Below are 12,140 nucleotides of genomic sequence, written 5' to 3'. Positions count from 1 at the left end.
CCGGACGGTGCGGAGCCGGTCCTTCCGTGTGGCAAAGTGTCCCGGTCATATGCGCTGAACCGGGCAAAGCCGTCGCGCCGCGCAGCCCCGGTGAGGCGCTGCCTCGCGGCATGACCTCTTGCGACCGGCTCACCGCACCCCAGTCCTTGATCATCCAGAGGTGTGTTGTGAACGCGAGAAGACGCCGGGCCCTGCTGAAAGCCGTCACGGTCATGCTGGAGCCCGGTGAACAGATCGAGGCGACGTCGCTGGTGAACCTCAGCGAGGTCTCCGTCAAGAAGAACGTGGCGATGGGCATCGCCGCGGCGGTCCTGAGCGGCGGGACGATGATCGCTGCGGCAGCCCCCCAGCCGATGTATCTCGCGGCCAGCCGCGAACGACTCTTCCTCTTCCAGGCCAACCCGACCTTCGCGAAGCCGGACCGGCACCTGGCCACGTTCGAGATCAAGGACGTGAAGCGGACCGAGATCAAGCGCGGATTCGTGAAGCACTCGTTCATCCTGATCGACGAGTCCGCGGGGAGCGCCCTGCGCATCTTCTTCCCGTGGTTCGGCGTCAAGGACATGGACGCCGTGGCAGGACTCGTTCCTACGGCGACAGCGACGGTGTAGCGGCCAGAAGGTCCGGGGGCGGGCCTCGACCCACGAGAGACCCGCCGAAACCCGGCGAACGCGCCGCCCGAGCCGCGCCGCCGGCACCCCACATCCCCAACTCCTCCCGAATCGTTGGTCGAATCAGTGGCCCCGACCAGTTCCACTGCCCGAGAGCATCCGGCACTTGGGGGGCGGCGTCGCGGGTCTGGGCACGCGCATCTGCGGCGTTGTCGTCAATCAACAACGCTCCGCGTTGCCTCAATCCTCCGCCTTGCAGCTGCACGCACCCAGACCCGCTCCTTTTCCCGCCCCCCAAGTGCCGGATGCTCTAGCATCGATCACCGCAAGGCTTTGTGCACCGCCGCACAATCTCCTCGGGAGGCTCCTTTGCACCGCCGCCGTCGCACCGCGCTCACCGTCTCCGCCGCACTGCTCGCCGCAGCGCCGCTCCTCGCCGCCTGCGGCAGCCAGGCCCACCCGGGCGCCGCGGCCCTCGTGGGCGGGGACCGGATCACGGTGGCCACCGTGCAGGGCCAGGTGGCCGACGTGCGCCAGGCGCAGGACAGCTCGAAGCAGGCCGCCCAGATCACCAACCAGTCCGGCCAGCTCGTCCGCGCCAAACTGCACGGGCTGATCCTGGACCGCGTCCTGGACAAGGCATCGGCGGACGCGGGAGTGACCGTCTCCCGTGCCGAGATCCAGCAGATGCGGCAGTCGGCCGTCGCTCAGTACAAGGGAGAGGCCGGACTGCGTGCCGCGGTGCTCCAGGAACGCTGGATCGCCCCGGACCAGATCGACGCCTTCCTGCGCGAGCAGGTCCAGCTGAACAAGCTCGGCCAGGCACTTGGCGCCGACCCGACGACCCCGGCCGGTACGAAGGTCCTCGGCGACGCGCTGACGAAGGCGTCCAAGTCGCTGAAGGTCGACGTCAACCCGCGCTTCGGCACCTGGAACAACCAGCAGATCCAGCTCGCGGAGTACAAGGCCCCCTGGATCACCCAGGTCACCAAGCCCGCCCAGTCGGCCGCGGAGGCCGGGGCCTGAGGACTGTCCGACGGCCGGGGTAGATTCGAATCGTGAACGCTGAAGACCCCGGCCGCATCGTCCTGCTCACCGCCAGCCACCGCGTCGCGCCCGGACTGCTGTCCTGGCCCGCCTGGCAGACCCTGCACGCCGCCGACCACGTGCACTGCGGGGAGCAGGACCAGCCCCAGTTGCCGTATCTGCGCGAGGCGGGCATCACCGTCACGCCCGGCGTCCCCGACGCGCAGGAACTCGTGGACGCGTGCGCCGGGGGCCGGACCGTGGTCGTCCTCACCGGTGGCGAGGGCAACCAGCCGCTGACCGACGGTCTGGCCCGGCTGGCCGGTTCGGGACGGGTGCGGATGCCGAACCTGGAGCTGCTGCCCGGTTCGTACGATCTTCCCGGCGCCCGGCTCCTCGACCTCGTCCAGGTCATGGACCGCATCCGCCTCGAATGCCCCTGGACCTCGCAGAAGACCCACCAGGGCCTCGCCAAGTACGCCATCGAGGAGGCGTACGAACTCGTCGAGGCGATCGAGGACGGCAACCGCGAGGAACTCCGCGAGGAGCTCGGGGACGTACTGCTCCAGGTCGTCTTCCATGCGCGCATCGCGGAAGAGGACGAGGACGAGCCGTTCTCCGTGGACGACGTCGCGGCCACGCTCGTAGAGAAGCTGATCCACCGCCACCCGCACGTCTTCGGCGACGAGACCGCCGAGACGCCGGAGGACGTCCACGCGCACTGGCTGCGCACCAAGGCCATCGAGAAGCAGCGCGAGTCCGTCACCGACGGGGTGCCGCTCGGCCAGCCCGGTCTGGCGCTCGCCGCGAAGCTGGCAAGCCGGGTCCGTACCGCCGGACTCGACGTGGCGCTCCCCGAGGGCGACGACATCGGCTACCGGCTCCTCGCCCTGGCCGTGCGCGCCCAGGAGGACGGCATCGACCCGGAGGCCGCCCTGCGGGCCGCGGGGCGCGCCTACCGGGACGCGATCAGGGCGGCGGAGGGCGTCGGTCAGCGGTAGACGGCAGCGGATAACGTCGGGGGGTGAACGACCACCCCGCCGAGACCCCCGCTGAAGCCCCCATCGGCTGCCCCGCCCACGGGGCCCCCGCCGCACCCGAACTCTTCACGTGGGAGTTCGCCACCGACCCGTACCCCGCCTACGCCTGGCTGCGCGAGCACAGCCCCGTGCACCGCACCACGCTGCCCAGCGGGGTCGAGGCCTGGCTGGTGACGCGGTACGCGGACGCCAGGGAGGCCCTCGCCGACAGCCGGCTGTCCAAGAACCCGGCGCACCACGCCGGGTCCGCGCACGCCAAGGGGAAGACGGGGATCCCGGGCGAGCGCAAGGCGGAGTTGATGACGCATCTGCTGAACATCGACCCGCCCGACCACACCCGGCTGCGCCGCCTCGTGTCCAAGGCGTTCACCCCGCGTCGTATCGCGGAGTTCGCCCCACGTGTGCAGGAGCTGACCGACCGGCTCATCGACGGTTTCATCGAGAAGGGGGAAGCGGACCTCATCCACGAGTTCGCCTTCCCGCTCCCCATCTACGCGATCTGCGACCTGCTGGGCGTGCCGAGCGAGGACCAGGACGACTTCCGGGACTGGGCGGGCATGATGATCCGCCATGGCGGCGGCCCACGCGGCGGGGTGGCCCGCTCCGTGAAGAAGATGCGGGGCTATCTCCTCGAACTGATCCACCGCAAGCGCGAGAACCCGGGGGACGACCTGATCTCAGGGCTGATCCGGGCGAGCGACCACGGTGAGCACCTGACGGAGAACGAGGCCGCCGCAATGGCCTTTATCCTCCTTTTTGCCGGTTTCGAGACCACCGTCAACCTGATCGGCAACAGCGTCCACACCCTGCTGGGTCACCCGGAGCAGCGCGCGCAGCTCCAGCGTTCCCTCGCCGCGGGGGAGACGGAGCTGTTGGCCATGGGTGTCGAGGAACTGCTGCGGTACGACGGTCCGGTGGAGCTGGCGACTTGGCGGTACGCCACCGAGGCGCTGACGATCGGTGGGCAGGGGGTGGCCGAGGGTGACCCCGTCCTCGTCGTGCTGGCGGCCGCCGACCGGGACCCCGAACGCTTCGGCGGACCGGACACGCTGGACCTCTCGCGGCGTGACAATCAGCACCTCGGTTACGGTCACGGAATCCACTACTGCCTGGGAGCACCGCTCGCCCGGCTGGAGGGGCAGGCCGCTCTCGCCACGCTCCTGAAACGCCTTCCGGACCTGCGACTTGCGGGGGAACCTGCCGATTTGCGGTGGCGTGGCGGGCTCATCATGCGTGGACTGCGCACCCTGCCGGTGGAGTTCACCCCGGGATCGGCGCTCGGTGAAGGTGACACTCTGTCAACTCTGTGACTTTCACGTGATCTCTGCTGCATCGACTTGTGACACACGTTCGAGTCCCGCTAGGTTCACCGTTCGACTCACCAGTCACTCGTCAGTCACACGGAAGGCATCCCCATGGGCTCCGCGAACGGCAGACACCGTCGCCCTCGGCAGGCACCCGCGATCATCGTCGCCGCAGGCGTGACCGGCTCGGCCATCGCCATCCCGCTGCTCGGCGCGGCAGGTGCGCACGCCGCCGACGCCTCGACCTGGGACCGGGTGGCCGAGTGCGAGAGCGGCGGCATGTGGAGCGCCGACCTCGGCAACGGCTACTACGGCGGCCTGCAGTTCTCGCAGGAGGTCTGGAAGTCGTACGGCGGCGAGTCGTACGCGGAGCGCGCGGACCTCGCCAGCCGCTCGCAGCAGATCGCCGTGGCGGAGAAGGTCCTGGACGACCAGGGGCCGAAGGCGTGGCCCAGTTGCGCGGTCATCTCGGGCCTCGCGGTGGACACCGGCCTGCCGGGTGTGGATCCGGGCAGCACGCCGTCCGGCGACCCCACCGGTAGCGCGGACCCGTCCGCGGGCAGCGACCCCTCCGGGGACGCGACCGCGTCGGACGGCGCGTCCTCGGACGCGACGAAGCCGGCGGACGGGGCCACGGACGAGGCGGAGGACAAGGGCGGGAAGCCGGACGCGTCCGCGTCCCCGTCGGCCACGCCCTCCACGTCGCCCTCGGGTGACGCCTCCGGCGCCGAGGAGGATCCCTCCGGGGGGCAGGAGAAGGCCGGCAAGCACCGGGGCGCTCCGGCGCCCGAGGAGACCCGGGGGAGCGGCAACGGCAGTGACCGGGACGCGGGGCGGCACGCCTCGCGTGGTGACGGTGACGCACGCGACAGCGGTGCCGCGGCTGCTGACGGTACGTACACCGTGCGAGCCGGCGACAACCTCTGGGCCATTGCTGATGCACAGAAGCTGTCCGGCGGCTGGACCCAGCTGTACGAGGCCAACAAGGCGGAAGTCGGCTCCGACCCCGACCTCATCCTGCCTGGCCAGAGCCTCGATCTCGGCGTGAAGGCCGAGTGAGAGCGGTCTGATGATCAGCTGAAAACACCCCAAAAATTGGGGTAGTTAAGAGGCCTATGTCCCACTTTTGACTAAGTGAGACATGGGTCTCTTTGCGTGAACTGGCGCATCTTGTCCGGGAGGTCCCGCCGTATCCGTTCCCACCTGCGCAAACGACGGTTCTTCGGATGCAAGGAGGGGCTGTTTATCCGGTATGTCCATCTTTGGATATGCGGGGTGGTGTGTTTACGGTCGGAACCGCTCGCACCGCGGGCCCCGTCGATCGTCACGCCGAATCCTGCCGTCGGTCGAAGGGAACAGACGCGTAAAGCGCCGTAGGCAGGAGCGGGGGACCCAGGTAAGCGCCGGGCCCGGTCGTCGCAAGACGCATCAGGACCGGCTTGGGGTGAAGTCGTGCGCTAGGACGTGCGACCGGGCAACTCACTTGGCCCGAACCCGACAGCTCACCTCGTAGGCGTCGGTGAGGAGAAGTCTCGATGCTGCTCAACAGCAAGGGCAACAAGCACCGTCGCCCGTCCAAGGCCGTCCGTATCGCCACGCTCGCCGGTGTCGCCGGTGCCGCCATCGCCGTGCCTCTGATGGGTGCCACCGGCGCCTCCGCCGCCTCCGTGTCCACGTGGGACGCCGTCGCCCAGTGCGAGTCCGGTGGCAACTGGTCCATCAACACCGGCAACGGTTACTACGGTGGCCTGCAGTTCTCGCAGTCCAGCTGGGCCGCCGCCGGCGGTACCCAGTACGCGGCCCGCGCCGACCTGGCCACCAAGGCCCAGCAGATCGCCGTCGCCGAGAAGCTCCTCGACCTTCAGGGCCCGGGCGCCTGGGCCTGTGCCGGTGCCGGCAACCTGAGCAACGACGGTGTCGACCCGGGTGTCGACACCGGCTCCTCCGCCGCCAAGACCGAGGCCGCTCCCAAGGCCGCCCCGAAGCAGGAGTCGGCGCCGGTCCAGCAGGCCGAGCCGAAGAAGGCCGAGCGCACCGAGGCCCCCTCCACCAACCGCTCGGACCGCTCGGCCGCCCCCAAGGTCCGAGTCGAAGACCGTCACCACCCCGACCGGCAAGAAGGTCGAGAAGGGTGACGGCGAGTACAAGGTCGTCGCCGGCGACTCCCTGAGCAAGATCGCTGCCGACCACAAGGTCAAGGGTGGCTGGGAGCAGCTCTTCAAGCTGAACAAGGACATCGTCACGGACGCCGACCTGATCTACCCGGGTCAGCAGCTCCACCTGACGAAGTAGTCGCGATCTCTCCTCGCTGATCACTCCGGCCGCCCCGGCCCGGTGCGCATCTTCCCCCCGTGCGTGCCGGGTCGGGGTCGGCCGGTTTTCGGCGTGATCGTTCAACTGTTGTAGTTACTAGTCAGTAGAATTCTGGCCCTTTGTCCTGCCGTGCCCGCTCTTGAGTCCTTTTTCGTCCCAGGGGACGGGCGGTCGGCCGGTTGAGGCGGCCCGGCCGGTTAGGCTCTTGTCGCAAGGCCAAAGCGACCCTGCACCACCAGCGTCATATCCCAGAAGGAGATGCCTCGTGCCGTCCATCGACGTCGTCGTAGCCAGGGAAATCCTCGACTCCCGCGGAAACCCCACGGTCGAGGTCGAGGTCGGCCTCGACGACGGCAGCACGGGCCGTGCTGCCGTTCCGTCCGGCGCCTCCACCGGTGCGTTCGAGGCCATCGAGCTTCGCGACGGAGACCCCAACCGCTACCACGGCAAGGGCGTCGAGAAGGCCGTCCTCGCCGTGATCGAGCAGATCGGCCCGGAGCTCGTCGGTTACGACGCGACCGAGCAGCGGCTGATCGACCAGGCGATGTTCGACCTGGACGCCACGGAGAACAAGGGCTCGCTCGGCGCCAACGCCATCCTCGGCGTCTCGCTCGCCGTGGCCCACGCCGCCTCCGAGGCCTCGGACCTGCCGCTGTTCCGCTACCTCGGTGGCCCGAACGCGCACCTGCTGCCCGTCCCGATGATGAACATCCTCAACGGTGGGTCGCACGCCGACTCCAACGTGGACATCCAGGAGTTCATGATCGCCCCGATCGGCGCGGAGTCCTTCTCCGAGGCCCTGCGCTGGGGCGCCGAGGTCTACCACACGCTGAAGAAGGTCCTGAAGACCAAGGGCCTGTCCACCGGTCTCGGTGACGAGGGCGGCTTCGCGCCGAACCTGGAGTCGAACCGCGCCGCGCTCGACCTCATCGTCGAGGCCATCAAGGAAGCCGGCTACGCCCCGGGCAAGGACATCGCGCTCGCGCTCGACGTCGCCGCCTCGGAGTTCTACAAGGACGGCAAGTACGAGTTCGAGGGCAAGTCCCGCTCGGCCGCCGAGATGACCGAGTACTACGAGGAGCTCGTCTCCGCGTACCCGCTGGTCTCCATCGAGGACCCGCTGTACGAGGACGACTGGGCCGGCTGGAAGGTCATCACCGACAAGATCGGCGCCAAGGTGCAGATCGTCGGCGACGACCTCTTCGTCACCAACCCGGAGCGTCTGGCCCGCGGCATCGAGGAGGGCTCCGCCAACGCCCTGCTCGTCAAGGTCAACCAGATCGGTTCGCTGACCGAGACCCTGGACGCCGTCGAGCTGGCCCAGCGCAACGGCTTCAAGTGCATGATGTCGCACCGCTCCGGCGAGACCGAGGACGTCACCATCGCCGACCTCGCGGTCGCCGTGAACTGCGGCCAGATCAAGACCGGCGCCCCGGCCCGCTCGGACCGCGTCGCCAAGTACAACCAGCTGCTGCGCATCGAGGAGATCCTCGACGACGCCGCGGTGTACGCCGGCCGCTCGGCGTTCCCGCGCTTCAAGGGCTGACACGTACAGCAAGGGCCCACAAAGCCCGGCGGGGTCAAGTGCCCCGGCCTCCGTCCGTCCCCGCACTCGGTCCCGTACCGTGTGCGGGGACGGACGTGCGTAATGGGGAGGCGGAGACATGGCCGCGAAGGACCGGGACCGGTTCTCCACCGCGACCCGGCTGCGGTTGCTCGGAGAGCAGACCGCAGCCCGCGTCTACCGGTCCCAGAACCGCCGTCAGGCCCGCCGCTCCCGGCTCACCGGCCGGGCCGCCTTCCTGGCCCTGGTCCTCTGCTCACTGGTCGTCGCCCTCGCGTACCCGATGCGGCAGTACGTGTCGCAGCGGGACGAGATCGCCGACCAGGAGCGGCTGGCGCAGGAGGCCGAGGTCCGTACCGAGGAGCTGCGCGACGAGAAGGCGCGGCTCCAGGACGACGCCTACATCAAGCGGCTGGCCCGTGAGCACCTGCACTACCTTCTTCCCGGGGAGACCGCCTACACCGTGGTCGACCCCGACGCGGTCAGGGAGCGCAACGGGAAGCCGGAGGAGACCGACCGGCCGTGGCACTCCAACCTGTGGGACGGCGTCGACAGCGCCGACCGCGGCTGAGCCGCATTCCTCTCTCGCACATCTGCTCCTGTACATCTGCGGAACCGCAGTTCGAGCAGTCCGATCAGAACCCCTAGGCAGGCATGGAAACGCCCCCTCCCCAGACCGAGTCCACCGCGCCCACCGACGCGGACATCGCCGCGTTCCAGCAGCAGCTGGGGCGCCCGCCGCGGGGGCTGCGCGCGATCGCGCACCGCTGCCCGTGCGGCAACCCGGACGTGGTCGAGACGCAGCCCCGGCTGGAGGACGGTACGCCGTTCCCGACGACGTTCTACCTGACGTGCCCGCGTGCGGCGTCCGCGATCGGCACGCTGGAGGCGAACGGGGTCATGAAGGAGATGACCGAGCGCCTCGGTTCGGACCCCGAGCTGGCTGCGGCGTACCGGGCCGCGCACGAGGACTACATCGCGCGGCGGGACGCCATCGAGGTGCTGGAGGGCTTCCCGAGCGCGGGCGGCATGCCGGACCGGGTGAAGTGCCTGCACGTGCTCGTCGGGCACTCGCTGGCCGCGGGGCCGGGTGTGAACCCGCTCGGGGACGAGGCGATCGCGATGCTGCCGGAGTGGTGGCGCAAGGGGCCGTGCGTGTCGCCGTGCGGCGAGCCGGGCGGGGACGAGGACTGAGGTTCCCCCTCGGGGGCTCCGCCCCCGGACCCCCGCTCCTCAATCGCCGGAGAGGCTTGAAGATGACACGCGTGGCCGCCATCGACTGCGGTACCAATTCCATCCGCCTGCTGGTCGCGGACGCCGACCCGGTCACGGGTGAGCTCGTCGAGCTCGACCGGCGGATGGAGATCGTCCGGCTGGGGCAGGGCGTCGACCGGACCGGCCGGCTCGCCCCCGAGGCGCTGGAGCGGACCTTCGCCGCCTGCCGGCAGTACGCGGCGGTGATCAAGGAGCACGGTGCGGAGAGGGTCCGCTTCGTCGCCACCTCCGCCTCCCGGGACGCGGAGAACAGGGCCGACTTCGTCCGCGGGGTGCTGGACATCCTGGGCGTCGAGCCCGAGGTGATCACGGGCGACCAGGAGGCCGAGTTCTCGTTCGACGGGGCCACCAAGGAGCTCGTCGGGCGTGACGACCTGGCGAAGCCGTACCTCGTCGTGGACATCGGCGGCGGCTCCACCGAGTTCGTCGTCGGCGACGACCGGGTGCGGGCCGCCCGGTCCGTGGACATCGGCTGTGTCCGGATGACCGAGCGCCACCTCGTGCGGGACGGTGTCGTCGGCGACCCGCCGGCCCCGGCCGCGGTCGACGCGATCCGGGCCGATGTCGACGCCGCCCTGGACCTCGCCGAGGAGACCGTCCCGCTCGCCTCGGCGGCCACGCTCGTCGGCCTCGCCGGTACGGTCACCACGATGGCCGCCATCGCGCTGGGGCTCGACGCGTACGACCCCGAGGCGATCCATCACTCCCGGATCTCCCTGGACCAGGTCCGGGAGATCACCGGGCGGCTCGTCGCCTCGACCCACGCCGAGCGTGCGGCGATCGGTGCGATGCACCCGGGGCGGGTCGATGTGATCACCTCGGGGGCGCTGATCCTGCTGGCCGTGATGGAGCGGACCGGGGCGCGCGAGGTCGTCGTCAGCGAACACGACATTCTCGACGGCATCGCCTTCTACGCGGCCCGCTGAGGGCTGTCCCGCAGCCGGCCGCGAACGCCGCTCATCAGCACTCCGGCCTGCACTTTTGAGCTGCTCGGAGCCCCCCTGCGGGCACCTTCGGAGACACGGCGCGACGAAGTTCGTGAACTTCTTCACAAGGAATTCGGCCCCTAGGGGCGGACTTCTGCTCCGAACGGGCCCGCGGGAGGGTGCACGGGGTCGCCCGCGCTTTATACGGGGCGGTTCCGGGCGCGTTGCGGGAGTGTGAATCAGGGGGGTGGTTCACCCCGCTCGGCGGCTCAAGGGCCAGCTCACAAGCGGTGAACAACGTTCGCCAGGGTGTCGTGGTTCCCCTTCCGGGCCATGACCTGGGTCACGTGGGCGGCGAAGTGTAGCAGAGGGTGGGCCATACCTTGTGAAGGGGCTCACGAGCGTGCCCCCCGAGGGGGGTGGATACTCGATGGCATGAGCACCACGGAGCGTCCCAGGATCCTCGTAGTAGGCGGTGGGTACGTAGGCCTGTACGCAGCTCGGCGCATTCTGAAGAAGATGCGCTACGGCGAGGCGACCGTCACGGTCGTCGACCCCCGGTCGTACATGACCTACCAGCCCTTCCTCCCCGAAGCTGCTGCCGGCAGCATCTCGCCTCGGCATGTCGTCGTCCCGCTGCGACGCGTGCTGCCCAAGGCAGAGGTCCTCACCGGCCGCGTCACGACCATCGACCAGGACCGCAAGGTCGCCACGGTTGCGCCGCTCGTCGGCGAGGCCTATGAGCTGCCCTTCGACTACCTGGTCATCGCGATGGGCGCCGTCTCCCGTACCTTCCCGATCCCCGGCCTGGCCGAACAGGGCATCGGTATGAAGGGCATCGAGGAGGCCATCGGCCTGCGCAACCACGTCCTCGAGCAGCTGGACAAGGCTGACTCGACGACCGACGAGGACGTCCGCCGCAGGGCGCTGACGTTCGTCTTCGTGGGCGGCGGTTTCGCCGGTGCGGAGACCATCGGCGAGGTCGAGGACATGGCCCGCGACGCGGCGAAGTACTACACGAACGTGAAGCGCGAGGACATGCGCTTCATCCTCGTCGACGCCGCCGACAAGATCCTTCCCGAGGTCGGCCCGAAGCTGGGCACCTGGGGCCGGGAGCACCTGGAGTCCCGCGGTGTCGAGGTCTTCCTCTCGACCTCCATGGACTCCTGCGTCGACGGTCACGTGGTGCTGAAGAACGGCCTGGAGGTCGACTCCAACACCATCGTGTGGACCGCCGGTGTGAAGCCGAACCCGGCGCTGGCCCGCTTCGGCCTGCCGCTCGGTCCGCGCGGCCACGTCGACACCTCCGAGAAGCTCCAGGTGCAGGGCACCGACTACATCTGGGCCGCGGGCGACAACGCCCAGGTGCCGGACCTGGTCGGCCGCAAGGCCGGCAACCCGAACGCCTGGTGCCCGCCGAACGCCCAGCACGCGCTGCGTCAGGCCAAGGTCCTCGGTGACAACGTCATCTCCGGGATGCGCGGCTTCCCGCAGGCCGACTACAGCCACGCCAACAAGGGTGCGGTCGCCGGTCTGGGCCTGCACAAGGGCGTCGCGATGATCGTCATGGGCAAGGTGAAGATCAAGCTCAAGGGCCGTCTCGCCTGGTACATGCACCGTGGCTACCACGGCATGGCGATGCCGACCTGGAACCGCAAGATCCGGATCTTCGCCGACTGGACCCTGGCGATGTTCCTCAAGCGCGAGGTCGTCTCGCTCGGCGCCATGGAGACTCCCCGCGAGGAGTTCTACGAGGCCGCCAAGCCGGCGCCGGCCCCCGCCGCCGCCAAGCCCGTGGGCGAGAAGGCCAAGGCCTCCTAGTCCCGCACCCGGACGGGAGGGCCCGGCCCTCCGGTCCGGTCCGCGGATCTCCGTATCCGTGACAGACAGTCGTACGACGCCCGAAGGGGCCGTCCGCCATCCGTGGTGCGGGCGGTCCCTTCGGCGTATCGGTGCAGGTCGCCGCGGCAGCCGCCGGAGGAGTACGGGAGTCAGCACCCCGGCGGATGCGTGTGCGGTACAGGTATTTTGCCGTTCCGTTGCGCAGTAGCGGGATGGCCCGGCTGCCGGAAACTGTTGAG

At 69.6% G+C, this 12,140-nt stretch carries 10 protein-coding genes, 1 pseudogene and 1 riboswitch; all 11 genes and pseudogenes read left to right on the top strand.

Going from position 1 to position 12,140, the window contains the following annotated elements; all coding sequences use genetic code 11:
* Positions 1 to 167: 167 nt before the first annotated feature.
* The 11 genes and pseudogenes from SH922_RS15800 (at position 168) to SH922_RS15750 (ending at position 11,880) form a co-directional block, all read left to right on the top strand.
* Positions 168 to 611 carry a hypothetical protein gene (locus SH922_RS15800; RefSeq protein ID WP_393058595.1) on the top strand — a complete coding sequence of 148 codons (444 nt, stop codon included), beginning with the start codon at positions 168 to 170 and terminating at the stop codon, positions 609 to 611.
* 369 nt (positions 612 to 980) lie between these two features.
* Positions 981 to 1,637, top strand: coding sequence for a SurA N-terminal domain-containing protein (locus tag SH922_RS15795; protein ID WP_326736601.1), 657 nt, complete (start codon positions 981 to 983; stop codon positions 1,635 to 1,637).
* Between the two features lie 32 nt (positions 1,638 to 1,669).
* The gene (locus tag SH922_RS15790; RefSeq protein WP_393058594.1) at positions 1,670 to 2,638 is read left to right on the top strand and encodes a nucleoside triphosphate pyrophosphohydrolase; all 969 of its coding nucleotides are present in this window, start codon (positions 1,670 to 1,672) and stop codon (positions 2,636 to 2,638) included.
* A 23-nt stretch (positions 2,639 to 2,661) separates the two neighbouring features.
* Positions 2,662 to 3,987 carry a cytochrome P450 gene (locus SH922_RS15785; RefSeq protein ID WP_393058593.1) on the top strand — a complete coding sequence of 442 codons (1,326 nt, stop codon included), beginning with the start codon at positions 2,662 to 2,664 and terminating at the stop codon, positions 3,985 to 3,987.
* 105 nt (positions 3,988 to 4,092) lie between these two features.
* Positions 4,093 to 5,040 carry a transglycosylase family protein gene (locus SH922_RS15780; RefSeq protein ID WP_393058592.1) on the top strand — a complete coding sequence of 316 codons (948 nt, stop codon included), beginning with the start codon at positions 4,093 to 4,095 and terminating at the stop codon, positions 5,038 to 5,040.
* Positions 5,041 to 5,340: 300 nt separating this feature from the next.
* Positions 5,341 to 5,512: riboswitch (cyclic di-AMP (ydaO/yuaA leader) on the top strand.
* A gap of 4 nt (positions 5,513 to 5,516) precedes the next feature.
* Positions 5,517 to 6,273 (top strand): annotated as a pseudogene (locus tag SH922_RS15775) (transglycosylase family protein).
* 286 nt (positions 6,274 to 6,559) lie between these two features.
* Positions 6,560 to 7,840: a phosphopyruvate hydratase gene (gene eno / locus SH922_RS15770; RefSeq protein ID WP_073738482.1), complete on the top strand. Its 1,281-nt coding sequence runs from the start codon at positions 6,560 to 6,562 to the stop codon at positions 7,838 to 7,840.
* 118 nt (positions 7,841 to 7,958) lie between these two features.
* Positions 7,959 to 8,429, top strand: a complete 471-nt coding sequence (locus SH922_RS15765) for a septum formation initiator family protein (protein ID WP_393058591.1) — start codon at positions 7,959 to 7,961, stop codon at positions 8,427 to 8,429.
* An 83-nt stretch (positions 8,430 to 8,512) separates the two neighbouring features.
* Positions 8,513 to 9,052: a DUF501 domain-containing protein gene (locus SH922_RS15760; protein WP_393058590.1), complete on the top strand. Its 540-nt coding sequence runs from the start codon at positions 8,513 to 8,515 to the stop codon at positions 9,050 to 9,052.
* A 62-nt stretch (positions 9,053 to 9,114) separates the two neighbouring features.
* Entirely contained in the window at positions 9,115 to 10,059 is a 945-nt protein-coding gene (locus tag SH922_RS15755) for an exopolyphosphatase (protein WP_393058589.1), read from the top strand.
* Between the two features lie 435 nt (positions 10,060 to 10,494).
* Positions 10,495 to 11,880 (top strand): NAD(P)/FAD-dependent oxidoreductase, encoded by a 1,386-nt coding sequence (locus SH922_RS15750; RefSeq protein WP_351395635.1) that lies wholly within the window; start codon positions 10,495 to 10,497, stop codon positions 11,878 to 11,880.
* Positions 11,881 to 12,140: the final 260 nt, after the last annotated feature.

The sequence above is a fragment of the Streptomyces sp. LN549 genome (genome assembly GCF_043203805.1).
Classification (GTDB): Bacteria; Actinomycetota; Actinomycetes; order Streptomycetales; family Streptomycetaceae; genus Streptomyces.
The sequence above is the reverse complement of the archived record's forward strand: the minus strand, read 5'-3'. Positions and strand labels throughout refer to the sequence as shown.